Origin of the sequence: Anaerotignum lactatifermentans, from assembly GCF_014982935.1 — a bacterium.
GTDB classification, from domain to species: domain Bacteria; phylum Bacillota; class Clostridia; order Lachnospirales; family Anaerotignaceae; genus Anaerotignum; species Anaerotignum lactatifermentans.
This window is the reverse complement of record NZ_JADCKK010000060.1, coordinates 1-15,557: the sequence shown is the minus strand read 5'-3', so window position 1 is coordinate 15,557 and position 15,557 is coordinate 1. Positions and strand designations below refer to the sequence as shown.

The window sequence follows — 15,557 nt, the reverse complement described above, 5'->3', positions numbered from 1 at the left end:
GAAAATAAACCCAAGAAAACAACAGACCGGATTTTGAGCCGGTCTAATTGTCGTGGAATTTTTATTTAGTTGAGAACATTTAAAAAACCTGCGAAAAGGTCTTGACTTTTGTTAGCAGGTTTTTATGGGCGAAAAAAGTTTTTTAAGACATGTTTAAGATTACAGGTAAGCCATTGACAGTCCCTTCTTTTCGTACTATTGTATTAGTAAGTTAATACAATCATACAGAAGGGGGAGAATGACATGTGGAGGAAAATTTGTAAAGCGGAATTGCAGGAAACGCGAAAGGTGTATTTCATCATGTTTGCCATTTTGCTGGCGGCAGGGATTCTGAGCCTTGTGGTCATGGGGCAGACTGCCTTATATCCGGGGGATACTTTTTCCGGCACACCAGAAGAATTTGATGTGCGGAGTGCCCTTTCCATCTGTTCCATTTTGGGGATGTATGTCCTGTGGATTGCCGCCATGGTGTTTTATGTGGTGTATACCCTGTACCGCTTTGACCGTGGTATGTTTGGCGGAGAAGGCGTTTTCTGGATGACACTGCCGGTGAAGCGGCGGGAGATTCTAGCTGGAAAACTGCTGGCGCCATTGGTCTGGGGGATGGTGCTGGTACTTCTGGGCATTGTGTGGCTGGCGTTGATGCTGCTTTTGCAGGCTCCTTATGGCATGGGCAGTTTTTCTTCAGAAGGCATGGCTGCGGGCATCGGGATAGTAGCGTTTATGGTGCTTTCGCAGATTCTCATGGCGGTAGGCAGTTTATATGCCCTGTGCTTTGCCCTCATGGCAGGGCGTTTGCCTCGTTTTCAGAAACATCCCTATTTGTGGGGGACAGCGGTTGCGCTGGTAATTTTCTTCATCATCGAGCCTCTGTTTAATGTGCTGGCAATGGTGGTATTCGGTGTTCCCATCAGCTTTTTCCTCATGGCAATGCCGTTCCTTTTGACAAAAGGCATTGCGGTGTTTGGTTTCATTGCATTGATTCCCATTGCCATGGTATTGCGGATACTCATTTATGGAGCACTGATGGTGTATCTGGCAGAAAAGAAATTGGATTATTTAGGTTAAGGAAGGTGATTCCGTGCAGTTTGATAACGGTTTACCCATTTATTTGCAGATTGTGAAGGAAATGACCCTGCGTGCCTTATCCGGTGCCATAAAGCCCGGGGAGAAGATTCCTCCTGTCAGGGAACTGGCGGCGGAATTCGGCGTCAACCCCAACACCATGCAGCGGGCGATGGCGGAAATGGAGCGGGAAGGTCTGGTCTATACAGAACGCACCAGCGGTCGTTTTCTGACGAAGGAGGAAGGGGTTTTGGTGGAAAAAAGAAAGTCTTTCGCAAAGGAAGAAACAGAGAAATATCTTGCATATATGAAAAAAATCGGCTTCACCACGGAGGAAGTGGCGTCCTATGTGAAAGTCGTGGGCGAGAAGGGAGAGGAACAGGCATGAGTTTGGTAGAAATCAAAAATCTGGAGCATCGTTACGGCAATCATACGGTTTTGGCAGGGCTGAACCTGACATTGGAAGAAGGAGAAATCATTGGGCTTTTGGGACCCAACGGCGTAGGGAAAACCACCCTCATGAAAATCCTCTGCGGTCTGATTCAGAACTATGACGGCAGTGTATTGGTGGATGGTCAGCCCATCGGCGTACACAGCAAGTCTATCATTTCCTATTTGCCGGAGCGGACATACTTCCGCAAAAGCGAGAATGTGAAAAGTGCCATCGGCATGTTCCGTGATTTCTATAAGGATTTCGACGAAAAGAAAGCCATGGAAATGGCCATGGATTTGAAACTGGATTCCAAGCAGAAAATCGGCACCATGTCCAAAGGGATGCAGGAAAAATTGCAGCTGGTATTCGTCATGAGCCGAAAAGCAAAGCTCTTTGTGCTGGATGAACCCATGGGCGGTGTAGACCCTACCACAAGGGATTATATCCTCACCACCATTTTGAACCAGTATACGGAAAATAGCTCCATTTTGCTTTCCACCCATTTGGTACACGATGTGGAGCAGATTTTTGACCGGGCTGTTTTTCTGAAACAGGGACGGGTGTTTTTGAATGAACAGGTGGATGTGATCCGGGCGGAAACGGGCATGTCCGTTGACCAGTATTTCAGGGAGGTGTATCGCTGATGTTTGGAAAAGTCATGAAACAGGAATTGCGGGCAAACAGCCTGCTTTACGGTGTGGCAAGCGCCATTGCGCTGCTCTTTGCCTTTGCCACGGTCATGAACCGTACCAGAGGCACGGATGTTTCCTATCTGGTAAAGGCACCCCTGCTGATTACTGGCTGTACCGTTGCCATTGTGGTGCTGGTGATGCTGTTTTTGATCCATACAGCCCTGCGGTATCAGAAAAGTATGTATGGCAATGAAGGGTATCTCACATTCAGCCTGCCTGTTTCCTCTGTGGAACTGGTGACAGGAAAATACGCAGCGGCTGCTCTTTGGGGCATCATCGTCTGTGTGCTTTGCGCGCTGCTGTGTTTTTCCATACTCTACGGAGCTGTTGCACCCTCTGGTACAGAACTGTTCTGGGCGGAAGTGGGAAAAGTCTGGGCAATGGATGGTATCCGCAGTTCTATGATTCTTATTTCTGTTTCCCTGATACTGAGTATGCTGGAAACGGTAGCCATCCTCTATCTTGCCATTACATTGGCGCATCTGCCTTTCATCCGCAAAGGCAACGGCATTTTTGCCTTGATTTTCTTCTTTGGCATTAGTTTTGCAGAAGGAAAGGTCATGGAACTTATCCCCTCTCTGTCCACAGAATATATTGAACAGACCATGACAGCCATATTGGACAAGGCGGATTTGGACTTATTTTTCCAGGGCATTCGCAGCTTTTTGCTGCCGGCATCTATCTCCACCATTGTCATGTCCGTGGTCTATCTGGCTGTGACCATTCTTTTGGCAAGAAAATATACATCTATCCAGTAAAAAAAGGCGGCTGCAAAAACAGCCGCCTTTTCCTAAGGGGAAGAAGTAGAAAGAATGTGATTCTTTGGGGGAGAGATCACACTCTCCGCTATGAAGTATGTCCCTGAGAAAGGGTTTTATACCTGTTTTTGCAAAAATTTTTCTCTTTTATGTGCCTCAGGTCACAGAACAAGCCAATAATGATTATTATTTAAGAAATTTTATTGCAAAGAGTTTTTTTCTGTGATATACTGACATCAGAAATAAAAAAGAAATATTTGGATACAATAACAATAGATGTGTAAGGAGGAATTGATTATGTTAATGGTAAAATCTGATACATTCCAGAAAGAAGTTATGGAAAGCAACGTACCTGTATTGGTGGACTTTTTCGCTACATGGTGCGGTCCCTGCCAGATGATGGGTCCCGTACTGGAACAGCTCCAGGCAGAATACGGCGATAAAGCAAAAATCGTGAAAGTAGACATTGACCAGGCTATGGATCTGGCACAGAAATACCGTGTTATGAGTGTGCCTAACATGATTTTCTTCAAAGACGGTCAGGTGGCAGACAGCATCATCGGCGCAGTTCCCGCTTCCGTACTGAAAGAAAAAATGGATAAACTGGTGTAAAAAATGCCAATTGGAGGACATCTTCTCAGACAAGAGAGGACGTCCTCTTTTTTCTTTGGAAAAACCGACGGACTTGTGCGTTTTGACGTCTGTATGTATTGGTAAAAATACAAAAAATACAAATGTTATTTTGCAGACTACACAAAAAATATTGTATTTTTATAGAAACAAGCGTCATTCTTTCCATTGACTTGGGACTTTGAAAGTGGTATCTTTTACCCAACGATTCCAAATCGTCAAAGACAGAAAGAAGGAGATTTTTCATGAGCCGTGCGTTTTCCCATACAATGAAACAGGTCCTGCTCATTGGTGCTATTCTCATTGCGCTGCTGGTCATTTTGTGCCGCGTGAAGAAATAGTGCTGATTGTCATGGAAAAAAACACGATGCGTGGAAAAAGATTCGGTCTTTTTTCGGTGTAAACAGGTGGTTCCGGGCGGTCAGTCCGGGACCTTTTTATTTTTACAAAAGAAAAGGAAGTGTACAAAGGAAAAAAGAAAATCATATGCCATAAGAGATGAGCCACTCCCAAGGGAGTGGAAGAATACAAAAAGAAACTTTCGGAGAAATACAAAAGCACATTGGGGGAAATCATATGAAAACAAGAAGCGTGGGCATCGTGGGTGTCGGTCATGTAGGCGCCCATTGTGCATATAGTTTAGCAGTCCAAGGCATTGTGGACGAATTGGTATTGGTAGATGTGAAGGAACAGAAGGTCATCAGCGAGTGTCAGGACCTGCGGGACAGCGTATCCTATCTGCCCCATCGGGTAGAAGTCAGAGGCGGCACTTATGAAGACCTGAAGGACTGCGACATCGTTGTCATCAGTGTGGGCACCATCATGGGCGAAGACCATAGCCGTCTGGCAGAACTGAAACATTCTGTGGAACTGGTCAACAGCTTTGTGGGCCGCATTGTGAAAGCCGGTTTTGACGGCATATTCATCGTTATCACAAATCCCTGCGACATCATCGCAAGACAGGTACAGAAACTTTCCGGCTTCCCGGCATCTCGTGTATTTGCCACAGGCACCGGGCTGGACAGCGCCAGACTTAGAACCGTACTGGCAAGAGAAACCGGCATTGACCATAAATCTCTGGTGGCTTATACCATGGGGGAACATGGCGATTCCCAGATGGTACCATGGTCCCATGTGACGGTCAATGGCAAACCGCTGGACCAGCTGGCAAAAGAAAATCCTAAATATCAAGTGGATAAAGAAGCTGTGCTCCATGAAACCATTGAAGGGGGCTGGGTCACCTTCGCTGGTAAAGGCGCCACAGAGTTTGGCATCTGCTCCACATTGGCACGACTGGTTTTCTGCGTATTCCACGACGAAAAAGCGGTTATGCCCGTCAGCACACAGCTGAATGGTCAGTATGGTCAGCATGACCTGTATATCAGCACTCCCTGCGTCATCGGCAAAGACGGCGTGGAAGAAGTGCTGGAATTAACATTAACACCGGAAGAAATGGCAGCATTTCAGCATTCCTGCGATGTAATTCGTACCAATATCGGTTACATCGAAGAAGCGTAATTGCCATTTTCTCAATACAACCTCCATTACAAAAGATAAAGCAAAGCAAAGAAACACAAAAGAAAAAAATTCAAAAAAGTACCAAAGAACAGCATGGAATATCTGCCATGCGAAAATCCAATGAAGTGGGCACTTTGCTGTATCTCCATACAGCAATTCCTCTTTCCAAAAGGCGGCATAGCCGCCTTTTTTATGCCCGTGGGGGACGTTGACAAGGGACAAAAACCGTACTATAATGACACCAGAATGCAAAGGGAGCTTCTAAGGGAGGCTGAGAGGAAGGATACTTCGACCTTTACACCTGATTTGGATAATGCCAACGGAGGGAATGCAGGGTGTCACAAATCACCAAAGAGCGTCAGAAACGAAGGATTTCCAAAAAGGAAATCCTTTTTTTGTTTGCGCTCCTTTCGTTGGGAAGAAGAAAAAAGGAGGCATCAACAAATGGGTGGCAATAAGGATAATCATGTGTTGAAAATGGTACTAACGGCAATATTCGCAGGCATGGGCTTTGCCCTGTCCTCTGTGGTATGGTTCCCCAATATGGCGCCGTTCCAGCACTTCATCAATGTATTGGCAGCGGTGTTCGTAGGACCTTACTGGGGATTTTTGGCAGCCCTCATCACCGGTATCCTGCGTATGATGACAGGGCGTACAGCACTGGCAGTCATTGGGGCAGTCATCGGCGCGTTCCTGTCCGGTTTCCTGTATCGGAAATCCGGTCATAAGCTGTATATGGCAGTCATTGGGGAAATCTTCGGCACCGGCATTTTGAGCGCATTTGCGGCATATCCGGTGATGAAATACATCTATGGCATGGACTTGCAGACCCCTTGGGTCTATGTGCCGGCATTCGTGCCTTCTTCCGCTATGGGTGCTTTTCTGGCCGTACTGGTCATCACCCTTTTGAAACGTTCCGGCATGTTCGCAAGAATGATGGAAAAACTCAACCGTAAATAAAGGAGGTTCGTTTTCATGAAAACAGATATTCTGGCGTCTTTTCCCGCTATGATGGCAAATGTAAGGGAAAAAGAACCCATTGTGCAGGCAATCACCAACTTCGTCACAGTCAATGACTGCGCCAATATCATTTTGGCAGCAGGAGCTTCTCCCACCATGGCACACGAAGTGGAGGAAGTGGCAGAAGTGGCTTCTGTGGTACAGTGTCTTGTGATGAATATGGGCACCATGGAGGACGTGGAAGCCATGCTGGTGGCAGGGAAAGCCGCTAACGAAGCAGGGGTTCCCGTGGTGCTGGACCCCGTTGCCGTAGGCGCTACCAGACTGCGTCGGGAAGGCGGCAAAAAGCTGCTGGAAAACGTGAAATTCTCCGTGATCCGCGGCAATACCTCCGAAATCAAACATCTGGCAGTGGGCACAGGTTCCACCCGTGGCGTTGACGCGGCAGAAGAAGATAAAATCACCGAGGACAACTACAAAGCCTTTGGTTATATGGCAAGAGAACTGGCGCGGAAAACAGGGGCAGTCATTGCCATTTCCGGCGTCATCGATATCATCGCTTCTGCTGACCGTGTCTTTGCCCTGAGAAACGGCGATGCCATGATGAGCCGCATCACTGGCAGCGGCTGTATGCTCACAGCCCTTTTGGGTGCCTTCTGCGGCGGCAATCCCGATCATATTCTGGAAGCCACCGTATGCGCCGTATCCCTTATGGGTGTCAGCGGTGAAATTGCCAGAGAAAAAACGGACGCACAGGGCGCAGGAACCCTCACATTCCGCACCCATCTGGTAGACCAGATCAGTTTGACAGACGCAGAAACATTACAGAAACGGACAAGACTGGAGGAATTGGAATTGGCAGAAAAAGCAACGAAAGAATCCATGAAAGTATACGCCATCACAGACCGTGCATGGCTGAACGGCAGAACACTCCATGATGTGACAGAAGAAGTGCTGGCAGCAGGGGCAACTTTCCTGCAGATTCGTGAAAAAGAACTGGATGAAGCAACATTCCTGGAAGAAGCCAAAGATTTGGCACAGCTGGCAAAGAAATATCATGTACCTTTTGTGGTAAACGATAACATCGACATTGCACTGGCTTGCGGGGCAGATGGTGTCCATGTGGGACAGAGCGACATTGTAGATAAAGATGTGAGAGCTATGATTGGTCCCGATAAGATTCTGGGCATTTCCGCAAACACTGTGGAAACAGCCGTAAAAGCGCAGGAAAGCGGCGCAGACTACATCGGTGTCGGTGCAGTGTTCCATACTGATACCAAAAAAGATGCCCAGTCCCTGACAAATGAGGAACTGCTGGCAATCTGCAAAGCTGTTACTATCCCTGTGGTTGCCATCGGCGGTATCAATGAAAATAACATCATGCAGCTCAAAGGCAGCGGTATCGACGGCGTTTCCGTGATCTCCGCTATTTTCGCTAAGGAACATCCCGGCGAAGCAACAAAGGTGCTGCTGAAAAAAGTAGAAGAAATGCTGGGCGAATAAGCCTGTTTGAAAAAAGGAAGTGATTGTTGTGTGTCCATTGACGCAGAAACGCAACAAAGCAGTTCTCCATGCAAAACCGATGTAAGTGCGACAGTTGCATGGAGGAAATGTCGCAGAAAGTCGGTTTTGCTGCTTGATTTGAATATCAAGGGGGAATCCGACCATGAAATATATCAACGCGTCAGACCTGCTGCCTCCTGCACTGGTGCAGATATTGCAGGAGTATGTCCAAGGCGGCTATGTCTATATCCCAGCCAGAGAACATAAGGGCTGGGGAGAGAAAAGCGGCAGCCGTGAGGCATTGGCGCAGCGGAACGAAGAAATCCGCAGCCAAAAGCAGGCAGGAGCAACACTGGAAGCATTGGCAGAAACATACCATCTTTCCGTGTCTGCCATCCGTAAAATCATTTATCAGAAAGAGAAATAAGATAAAGCTGGAATCCTTGTAATCGTATGGGTTCCAGCTTTTTTTGTACCCAAAACACTGCCGAAGCGTTTGGTGGATTGCGGAGAAGCAGCAGGGCTTTGTACAATCAATCCAGAAGGAGGCGATTGTATGAAAATCACCAAAGATGCCATGTATCCCCGTCTTGACGATACATGGACAATCTATCTGAAAAATGCCATCACGAACCCTGCCATTTCCGTGGGGGATTATACCATGTACCATGACTTTGTCTATGACCCCAGAGAATTTGAAAAGCATAACGTCCTTTACCAATATCCCATCAATGGGGATAAGCTGAAAATCGGGAAATTCTGCTCCATTGCCTGTGGGGCAAAGTTTCTGTTTAACAGTGCCAACCATGCTTTGGGTTCTCTGTCCACCTATCCATTTCCCATATTTGCCGACGCTTGGGGGTTGGATTGGAAACGGGTCACAGAGGCATGGGACAACAAAGGGGATATTACCATCGGCAATGATGTGTGGATTGGTTATGAAGCTGTCATACTGGCAGGGGTCACCATTGGAGATGGCGCTATCATTGGCACAAGGGCAGTGGTCACCAAAGATGTGCCGCCTTATACCATTGTGGGCGGTGTGCCCGCAAAGCCCATCCGCAAACGGTTTTCGGAAGAAACCATTGCCGTTTTGCAGGATTTGCGCTGGTGGGATTGGGAAGAAGAAAAAATTGTCCGTCATATCTGGGATATTCAGGCAGGAAATGTGGAAAAGCTGAAAGAAGCATAGAAAAAAAGAAAGCCAAAATTCTTATGATGACAAAGGATTTTGGCTTTCTGATTATATTTGATATGTTTTCCTATAAAGACGGGCGTCGCAATTTCCCTTAACATCAAGGGAAAGCTGCTGTTTTGTGCTCGCCAACGGTTCCAACAGGGGTGTTTTGAAGTTTTGCGGTGTTGTTACAAGGATGACTGCGCACGGTTGTGAAGTGTGTATGTGCAGCAAGCAATTCTATATCTGCCTTGTCAGATCAATTTGTATGCTTTTTCTTTAAGCGCCATAAAATATATAGCAAAAAATAAACGATGAAAAAACTGCCAAGAAATACGACGGAATGGACAAGGAGATTTCCTTCATCTCCAGTCTTGAAACGCAGATATATATCCGTCGCGGCACCTGCAATGAAGCTTATGAGCAGTCTTGTTTTTTTCGCATGATGAATTTCATAGCTTCCCCCGAAATAATTGATAAGATTTCCCATGATTCTCTGGGATACAAAGGGAATGTTATCCCGCTGTTTTGCCTTACCGATTGACCATTAATTTTTTCAGTGCGGCGTTGAGACCGTCAATGCTCAGGTCGTACATATCAAAATCCTTGCGGATGATGTCATAGGTCTTTGCCCACCAGCCGCCCCAGTAAGGACGTTCCGAAGGGTTCAGCCATACCAGATGGGGATATTTTTCCCGGAATCTGGTGAGCCATTCAATGCCGGTGATGTTGTCACGGGCACCATAATTGTAATAGCTGGGGTCAAGGAGCTCGGAAGGCTCCATCTGGGCATCGCCAACGATGATGACCTTGTATTCGCTGCTGAGATTTTTCAGAATCCATTCCGTAGGAATCACAGATTTTGGACGCAGCTGCGGGTCTGTATATATCTTGGAATAGATACAGTTGTGGAAATAGAACACCTGCAAATCCTTAAAGTGGTTGGACTTGCTCACTGCCTGGAACAGCATGGAGCACAGACGGCTGTAATAGTCCATGGAACCGCCGCTGTCCATGAGCAGCAATACTTTGACGGTGTTTTTCCGGGGACGGTCGTAAACCACTTTCAGCTTCCCTGCGTTGTCACAAGTTTCCCGAATGGTGCCGTCAATGTCAAATTCCGTTTTAGCCTCCTCAGCCTTGGCGGAAAACTGCCGCAGTCTGCGGAAAGCCATCTGGAACTGACGGGTATCCAGTGTGTTGTCCTGACGGAAATCACGGAATTTCCGTTCGCTGGCAACTTGGAAAGCACGGCGTTTGCCGCCTTCGCCGCCTACGCGGATGCCTCTGGGGCTGAAACCGCTGTTGCCGAATACGGAAACACCGCCGGTGCCTACCCAATAACTGCCGCCGTTGTGTTCTTCCTTCTGTTCTTCCAGTCGTTCCAAAAACATTTTCTGGATTTCCGCCTGAGAAATCCATTCATTCTGCATGGCACGCTCCATGTCGAACTGGTCGCCGGGTTTTTCCTTGGGATTTGTGAGCCAGTCCATGAGTTCTTTGGGCAGCTCTCCCTCAAATTCCACGCCTTTGAAAAATTCCAGAAATGCGCCGTCGAATTTGTCAAAATCCGCTTCGCTTTTCACCAGCACACTGCGGCACAGATAGTAAAAACCTGTGAAAGAGGACTGGTGCAGACCTTTGTCCAGAGCTTCCATGAGGGTCATCCATTCATTCATGGATACTTTCAGCCCTCTGGAGCGCAGTAAATAGAAAAATGCCGTAAACATGGGATCACCTGCTTATCGTAAATAGCGGTTCAGTACGTCGATGTCTTCGTTCTTTTTCAGCAGAACCCCTGCGAAGGGAACTTCCTGACGGATTCTGTCTACGTCAACGCCGCTCAGCTGCAGGGCACGAATCCAGTCGATGACTTCGGATGTGCTGGGTTTTTTCTGAATCTGGTACAGACCACGAATCCAGTAGAATGTTTCCAGCACCTGTTCCAGCAGATGTTCTTCTACTTTGTCAAAGTGTACTTTGATGATTTCTTCCATCTGTTCCGCGTCAGGGAATTCGATGTAGTGGAAGATGCAGCGGCGCAGGAATGCGTCGGGCAGTTCTTTTTCCGCGTTAGATGTGATGATCACGATGGGACGCTGTTTTGCCTTTACGGTTTCCTTTGTTTCAGGGATATAGAATTCCATTTTATCCAGCTCCCACAGCAGGTCGTTGGGGAATTCCAGATCGGCTTTGTCGATTTCGTCGATGAGGAGGATCACCTGCTCGTCAGAGGAGAAAGCTTCCCCCAGCTTGCCCATTTTTACATATTTTGCGATGTCGTCTACGCCTTCGTTGCCGAACTGGCTGTCGTACAGACGCTGTACTACGTCATAAACGTACAGACCGTCCTGGGCTTTTGTGGTGGATTTGATGTTCCAGATCACCAGTTTTTTGCCCAGTGCTTCGGAAATGGCTTCCGCCAGCATGGTTTTGCCTGTGCCGGGTTCCCCTTTGATCAGCAGGGGTTTTTGCAGCGCCATGGCAATATTGACAGAACGCATGAGTTCTTCACTTGCGACATAATTTTTGCTTCCTTGAAATGTTGCGGACATGAATTATCACCTTTCCTAGATAGATTATGGGTTATATTGTAAGAGAGCAGTACAGACCTTGTCAAGAAAAAAGCCCGTTATATGGGGCAAATCAGGGTTTTTCACAGAAAAAAGGAGGGCTTTTTTGAAAATTCTGCGCAAAACAGAAAAAGCCGGGATTGTATGTGTTTCCATACAATTCTGGCTTTTTAGTCTGTTAGATTATGAATTGTTTTAGCGTACATCCAGCCCAGCCAATTTTGCCATTTCCAAAATGGACTGTTTGGATACTTTTTTGCCTTTGTAATCAATGAGATCATCCATGCTGCCTGTGAAAATATCGGCAGGTTCATACTTTTTCAAAATGATGGTGCTTTCTTCCACGAAGATCTCCAGGGAGTCTTTGATTTCGATTCCCATGTTTCGACGCAGCTCGATGGGCAGAACCACTCTTCCCAGTTCGTCTACTTTACGAACGATGCCTGTTGATTTCATCTGATTTCCTCCCTGTAAGACCAGTCGGTCTGTTTTTTCTTAACAGAATATTAACACAGATCCATGCAAAATACAACAAAAATATCTTTTTTCACCCAAATTTTGGAAAAAAGGGATAGTTTTTCCCGCTCGTGCATAGATGTGAAAGAAGGGAAGGAGGGGAAAACATGCTGAATGTGATCTGGGGATTTTTCCTCATTGGCGGTATTTTGACGGGGGCTTTTCTGGGACGGATGGATCTGGTGACAAACGCGGTCATTGATGGCGGCAGGAATGCCGTGGAGCTTGCCTTTACCATGGCTGGGGTGGTGGCAGTCTGGTCAGGCATCTTGAAAATCGCAGAAAAAGGCGGCATGATCGACGCATTGGCGGAAAAAATGGAGCCCTTTCTGGATTTCTTGTTTCCTGAGGTGCCAAGGGGACATGCCGCAAGACGGTATATCTCCGCTAATTTTGCGGCGAACTTTCTGGGGCTTGGCTGGGCAGCCACGCCGGCAGGGCTTCTTGCTATGGAGGAATTGGCAAAGCTCAACGGCAAAACAGGACGCGCCAGCAATGCCATGTGTATGTTTCTGGTGGTGAATATGTCCTCTTTGCAGCTGGTGACGGTGAATATCCTTGCCTATCGGGCGGAATATGGCTCGGCGGCTCCGGCGGAAATTATGGGGGCAGGCATTGCCGCCACGCTGGGCACCACCCTTGTGGGTATCCTGCTGGCGAAGATACTGGAAGGGAGGGGAAAACATTGCGGTTTCTGATGGTACTTTCGGACTTCATCATTCCTGTGACGGTGCTGTTTATTGTGGTTTTCGGCTCTCTCAAGCGGGTGAATCTCTACGAAACTTTTCTGGAAGGGGCGAAAGAGGGCTTACATACGGTGGTGAATATCCTGCCCACATTGCTGGGGCTTATGGTGGCAGTGGAAGTGCTCCGGGCAGGGGGACTGCTGGAACTTTTGACAAAATTGCTGGCACCGCTGGAACATCTGGTGGGATTTCCGGCGGAACTGGCACCTCTCACATTGGTGCGGCTGGTGTCCTCCTCGGCGGCAGTGGGGCTTTTAACGGAAATTTTTGCGGCTTATGGTCCCGATTCTTTTCTGGGGCGTTCTGCTTCGGTGATGATGTACTGTACGGAAACGGTGTTTTATACCATGAGCCTGTACTTCCTTTCTGTGGGTATCACCAAAACAAGACATACCCTGTTCTGCGCCCTTGCGGCAAACTTCACGGGGGTTGCCTTATCTTTGTTTCTGGTGGGGCAGCTTTTCGGGGCAGGCTGAAAAACAGGTTTGAAAAAATCCCTCTGGTGTTTTATAATAAAAATATCTATGTGCAAAAAACCTTGCAAAAGAGGGAAGGGACAGACATGAAGAAACACTTACTCTGCGCGGTGGTCATGGCGGCGCTGACACTTTCTGCCTGTGGGCAGGAAGAAGCAGTCTTTACACTGACAGCCGCTCAGCAGGAGCAATATACACAATTGATGGAAGAAGTGGCAGAGGAATATTACTGGGACTTTGACGGGGATAGTCTGCGATTTGCCGCAGGCGTGGTTCCAGAAAATACAGAGGAAAACGCGGATTTCTTTGCGGCTTGTGCGGAAACGGATCATAATATGACCAGTTATGCCGGCACAGAAGTGGTGGTGGGCACTGCCAATCTGATGCATTATAACGGGGATGCGGCAGGTCAGTTGATGTGTTATTTTTCCGGCAGCAGCCTTGTGGGCGTATGTTATCAGGGGGGATACGATAACAGCTGGTATAGCCTCAATGCCCGGAATCCTTATGAAGCCAACGGCAATTTCCAGTCTTATGAAAACTGGGAAGGCATGGGCACCAGTTTTTCCATGACACCGGCTTCTTTTCCCAAGGAGGGCTTCCTTTCCGCAGGGAAGGATAAGGACGGCAATGTGCTGACAGCATCTTTGCAGGATGGTGCCGTACAGGTTTATCGTTATCAGAAAGGCGCCCTGCGTCTGTGGCGGACACTGACATTCGGCAGCGGTCTGGAAGCCACATCGGCAACTTTCTTTGACGGCGCAGAAGGCAGCGAACTGGCAGTGGTTCTTTCCAGCATCACCGAGGAAGGCAGCGGCGAGAGTGAACATGTTTTCACCCGTTCGGAAAAAATATTGTTCTATGATGCCAATATGCAGAAAACATCTGAGGAAATCCCGCTGGAATCCAGCGATGCCGGCGCTTTGGCAGCAGAAGGCAGCAAGCTCATACTTTCCGATGATAAGACCATACAGTATTATGAACGGGGAGAAGGCGGCTGGAGCAATACAGGCTTTACCCGTTTGAAACATAACGTAGATTACATCCATATCACCGATCTGGACGGCAACGGTGTGAAAGAATATCTCATGAGTGACGGCATGGATTTATATCTCTATCAGAAAAACGACAATAACTTCCGTAAGATCTGGTCTACTCATCTGGGCGTGGAAAGCCTTTATGGCCCTATCACCAGCGGCGATTTGAACGGTGACGGTGTGAAAGAAGTCTATGTCTGCGATATGACAGGCACCACCATCCGTTATCTGCTGACAGAAAAAGGTCTGCGTTCCTCCAATGAGGACATTGTGTACGGACAGTGCATCTATCCCTACGATTTGAACAGCGACGGGCTGGATGATTACTGGCTGGTGACAGACATCGAGGAGCGGAACGGTTCTCTTTGCATGGCAGAACAGGCTGCGGAATAACATAAAGAGGAAATAACATGACAGAACAGGATTTGTATTATATGAAAGAAGCCCTGCTGGAAGGGGAAAAAGCTCTGGCAGAAGGGGAAGTGCCCATTGGCGCCGTTATGGTGCGGAATGGGGAAATCATTGCCCGCGGTCATAACATGCGCAATACGGCAAAAAATCCCCTGCGCCATGCGGAAATCGACGTCATCAACGAGGCAGCAGGCATTGTAGGGGATTGGCGGCTGGAGGACTGCACATTGTATGTGACTGTAGAGCCTTGTCCCATGTGTGCCGGCGCTATCGTGCAGGCAAGGATTCCCCGTGTGGTATTCGGCACCAGAAACAGCAAGGCAGGCTGCGCCGGGTCTATTTTGGATTTGCTCAATGAGCCCCGCTTCAACCATCAGGTGGAAGTGGAGGAGGGGCTTTTGCAGCCGGAATGCAGCGAGATTATGAAGCGGTTTTTCCGCAGATTCCGCAAAAACAAAGCAGCGGAAGAAACGGCAGAAAAACAGCCGGAAAACGAAGCATAAAAAAGAAAAATCAAGGGTTTTTGCCGGAAATACGCCTTTTGGGGAATTTTCCATTGACAGAAAGCCCGTTGTTATGTATACTATAATGGCATTTTTGAAAACGGTAAAATTTCCGTGCTAGCCGGGGGATTAGCGGTACCCTGCACCCACAATCCGCTACAGTGGGGGTGACGTCTGCTTTCGGCGCCGTCCAAAAATGGTCTGCCCTTTGGAAGGGGCGTTGAAGTTCAAGTCTTGCACAACAGGAGCCTGTGAACCGTGTCAGGGTCGGAAGGCAGCAGCACTAAGCAGTCAACTTCTCGTGTGTCGCAAGGTCGCTTGGATGGAGCTTCAGAAGGAGGTAACGCATGGTTGGCAGTGACAACAGCAGATGCACGGATTCCTATAAAAAATAAAGCCAGAAATTCAGTCAAAGAATTTCTGGCTTTTTGATTGTACGCCGAACAGGTATGACAAAACCCCCAGTTCAACTGGGGGTAGGTAAAAATACTTTAGTATAAGAAAGAAACCTCCTGCGTTATAATGAAAATGGTCTGGCAACCAAAATTATAGAAGCAGG

At 47.8% G+C, this 15,557-nt stretch carries 17 protein-coding genes, 1 other RNA gene, 1 pseudogene and 1 riboswitch; of the genes and pseudogenes, 16 read left to right on the top strand and 3 right to left on the bottom strand.

All coding sequences use genetic code 11. The features are described 5' to 3' along the window. Nucleotides 1-243: 243 nt before the first annotated feature. The 11 genes and pseudogenes from INF29_RS11995 (at nt 244) to INF29_RS11950 (ending at nt 8,751) form a co-directional block, all read left to right on the top strand. Nucleotides 244-1,068 (top strand): hypothetical protein, encoded by an 825-nt coding sequence (locus INF29_RS11995; RefSeq protein ID WP_193486810.1) that lies wholly within the window; start codon nt 244-246, stop codon nt 1,066-1,068. Nucleotides 1,069-1,081: 13 nt separating this feature from the next. Next, on the top strand, nt 1,082-1,453 hold the full coding sequence (locus INF29_RS11990; protein WP_242949240.1) for a GntR family transcriptional regulator: 372 nt from the start codon (nt 1,082-1,084) through the stop codon (nt 1,451-1,453). Continuing rightward, nucleotides 1,450-2,142: an ABC transporter ATP-binding protein gene (locus INF29_RS11985; RefSeq protein ID WP_193486808.1), complete on the top strand. Its 693-nt coding sequence runs from the start codon at nt 1,450-1,452 to the stop codon at nt 2,140-2,142. Before INF29_RS11990 ends, INF29_RS11985 begins: the two co-directional genes overlap by 4 nt. Continuing rightward, nucleotides 2,142-2,948, top strand: a complete 807-nt coding sequence (locus INF29_RS11980) for a hypothetical protein (protein WP_193486806.1) — start codon at nt 2,142-2,144, stop codon at nt 2,946-2,948. The genes INF29_RS11985 and INF29_RS11980 overlap by 1 nt, the downstream gene beginning before the upstream one ends. A gap of 297 nt (nt 2,949-3,245) precedes the next feature. Further along, the gene (trxA, locus tag INF29_RS11975; protein ID WP_072851676.1) at nt 3,246-3,560 is read left to right on the top strand and encodes a thioredoxin; all 315 of its coding nucleotides are present in this window, start codon (nt 3,246-3,248) and stop codon (nt 3,558-3,560) included. A 594-nt stretch (nt 3,561-4,154) separates the two neighbouring features. Continuing rightward, nucleotides 4,155-5,096 carry an L-lactate dehydrogenase gene (locus INF29_RS11970; RefSeq protein ID WP_087988353.1) on the top strand — a complete coding sequence of 314 codons (942 nt, stop codon included), beginning with the start codon at nt 4,155-4,157 and terminating at the stop codon, nt 5,094-5,096. Between the two features lie 241 nt (nt 5,097-5,337). Continuing rightward, a riboswitch (TPP riboswitch) is annotated at nt 5,338-5,442 on the top strand. A 98-nt stretch (nt 5,443-5,540) separates the two neighbouring features. After that, on the top strand, nt 5,541-6,056 hold the full coding sequence (gene thiW, locus INF29_RS11965; protein ID WP_072851680.1) for an energy coupling factor transporter S component ThiW: 516 nt from the start codon (nt 5,541-5,543) through the stop codon (nt 6,054-6,056). 15 nt (nt 6,057-6,071) lie between these two features. Further along, nucleotides 6,072-6,893 (top strand): annotated as a pseudogene (gene thiM, locus INF29_RS15390) (hydroxyethylthiazole kinase); the annotation flags it as partial. Between the two features lie 45 nt (nt 6,894-6,938). After that, entirely contained in the window at nt 6,939-7,559 is a 621-nt protein-coding gene (gene thiE / locus INF29_RS15385) for a thiamine phosphate synthase (protein ID WP_200777598.1), read from the top strand. 163 nt (nt 7,560-7,722) lie between these two features. Further along, nucleotides 7,723-7,986 carry a CD3324 family protein gene (locus INF29_RS11955; protein WP_193486804.1) on the top strand — a complete coding sequence of 88 codons (264 nt, stop codon included), beginning with the start codon at nt 7,723-7,725 and terminating at the stop codon, nt 7,984-7,986. Nucleotides 7,987-8,115: 129 nt separating this feature from the next. Next, nucleotides 8,116-8,751 carry a CatB-related O-acetyltransferase gene (locus INF29_RS11950; protein WP_193486802.1) on the top strand — a complete coding sequence of 212 codons (636 nt, stop codon included), beginning with the start codon at nt 8,116-8,118 and terminating at the stop codon, nt 8,749-8,751. 518 nt (nt 8,752-9,269) lie between these two features. Here the strand turns inward: INF29_RS11950 and INF29_RS11945 are convergent. The 3 genes from INF29_RS11945 to INF29_RS11935 all read right to left on the bottom strand — a co-directional run bounded on the left by INF29_RS11945 (nt 9,270) and on the right by INF29_RS11935 (nt 11,765). Then, complete coding sequence (locus INF29_RS11945; RefSeq protein ID WP_072851684.1) at nt 9,270-10,466, bottom strand: vWA domain-containing protein; 1,197 nt, start codon at nt 10,464-10,466, stop codon at nt 9,270-9,272. A gap of 12 nt (nt 10,467-10,478) precedes the next feature. Continuing rightward, on the bottom strand, nt 10,479-11,291 hold the full coding sequence (locus INF29_RS11940; RefSeq protein WP_193486800.1) for an AAA family ATPase: 813 nt from the start codon (nt 11,289-11,291) through the stop codon (nt 10,479-10,481). A gap of 213 nt (nt 11,292-11,504) precedes the next feature. Next, complete coding sequence (locus tag INF29_RS11935) at nt 11,505-11,765, bottom strand: AbrB/MazE/SpoVT family DNA-binding domain-containing protein (RefSeq protein ID WP_072851688.1); 261 nt, start codon at nt 11,763-11,765, stop codon at nt 11,505-11,507. 167 nt (nt 11,766-11,932) lie between these two features. Between INF29_RS11935 and INF29_RS11930 the strand changes: the two genes are divergently transcribed. From INF29_RS11930 to ffs, 5 genes are all read left to right on the top strand, one after another. Beyond that, complete coding sequence (locus INF29_RS11930) at nt 11,933-12,523, top strand: nucleoside recognition protein (RefSeq protein ID WP_072851690.1); 591 nt, start codon at nt 11,933-11,935, stop codon at nt 12,521-12,523. Continuing rightward, complete coding sequence (locus INF29_RS11925; protein WP_072851692.1) at nt 12,511-13,047, top strand: spore maturation protein; 537 nt, start codon at nt 12,511-12,513, stop codon at nt 13,045-13,047. The genes INF29_RS11930 and INF29_RS11925 overlap by 13 nt, the downstream gene beginning before the upstream one ends. 86 nt (nt 13,048-13,133) lie before the next feature. After that, nucleotides 13,134-14,477, top strand: coding sequence for an FG-GAP repeat domain-containing protein (locus INF29_RS11920; protein ID WP_191344748.1), 1,344 nt, complete (start codon nt 13,134-13,136; stop codon nt 14,475-14,477). A 17-nt stretch (nt 14,478-14,494) separates the two neighbouring features. Beyond that, the gene (gene tadA, locus INF29_RS11915) at nt 14,495-14,998 is read left to right on the top strand and encodes a tRNA adenosine(34) deaminase TadA (protein WP_087988358.1); all 504 of its coding nucleotides are present in this window, start codon (nt 14,495-14,497) and stop codon (nt 14,996-14,998) included. 112 nt (nt 14,999-15,110) lie between these two features. Beyond that, nucleotides 15,111-15,376, top strand: an RNA gene (gene ffs / locus INF29_RS11910) — signal recognition particle sRNA large type. Nucleotides 15,377-15,557 lie beyond the last annotated feature (181 nt).

Bases quoted from the DNA above. Each gene is read 5' to 3' on its own strand.
- INF29_RS11940 (WP_193486800.1), bottom strand. From the start codon at position 11,291: ATGTCCGCAACATTTCAAGGAAGCAAAAATTATGTCGCAAGTGAAGAA.
- tadA (WP_087988358.1), top strand. From the start codon at position 14,495: ATGACAGAACAGGATTTGTATTATATGAAAGAAGCCCTGCTGGAAGGG.
- INF29_RS11955 (WP_193486804.1), top strand. From the start codon at position 7,723: ATGAAATATATCAACGCGTCAGACCTGCTGCCTCCTGCACTGGTGCAG.
- INF29_RS11935 (WP_072851688.1), bottom strand. From the start codon at position 11,765: ATGAAATCAACAGGCATCGTTCGTAAAGTAGACGAACTGGGAAGAGTG.
- thiW (WP_072851680.1), top strand. From the start codon at position 5,541: ATGGGTGGCAATAAGGATAATCATGTGTTGAAAATGGTACTAACGGCA.
- INF29_RS11985 (WP_193486808.1), top strand. From the start codon at position 1,450: ATGAGTTTGGTAGAAATCAAAAATCTGGAGCATCGTTACGGCAATCAT.
- INF29_RS11930 (WP_072851690.1), top strand. From the start codon at position 11,933: ATGCTGAATGTGATCTGGGGATTTTTCCTCATTGGCGGTATTTTGACG.
- thiE (WP_200777598.1), top strand. From the start codon at position 6,939: ATGAAAGTATACGCCATCACAGACCGTGCATGGCTGAACGGCAGAACA.
- INF29_RS11980 (WP_193486806.1), top strand. From the start codon at position 2,142: ATGTTTGGAAAAGTCATGAAACAGGAATTGCGGGCAAACAGCCTGCTT.
- INF29_RS11950 (WP_193486802.1), top strand. From the start codon at position 8,116: ATGAAAATCACCAAAGATGCCATGTATCCCCGTCTTGACGATACATGG.
- INF29_RS11970 (WP_087988353.1), top strand. From the start codon at position 4,155: ATGAAAACAAGAAGCGTGGGCATCGTGGGTGTCGGTCATGTAGGCGCC.
- trxA (WP_072851676.1), top strand. From the start codon at position 3,246: ATGTTAATGGTAAAATCTGATACATTCCAGAAAGAAGTTATGGAAAGC.
- INF29_RS11920 (WP_191344748.1), top strand. From the start codon at position 13,134: ATGAAGAAACACTTACTCTGCGCGGTGGTCATGGCGGCGCTGACACTT.
- INF29_RS11995 (WP_193486810.1), top strand. From the start codon at position 244: ATGTGGAGGAAAATTTGTAAAGCGGAATTGCAGGAAACGCGAAAGGTG.
- INF29_RS11945 (WP_072851684.1), bottom strand. From the start codon at position 10,466: ATGTTTACGGCATTTTTCTATTTACTGCGCTCCAGAGGGCTGAAAGTA.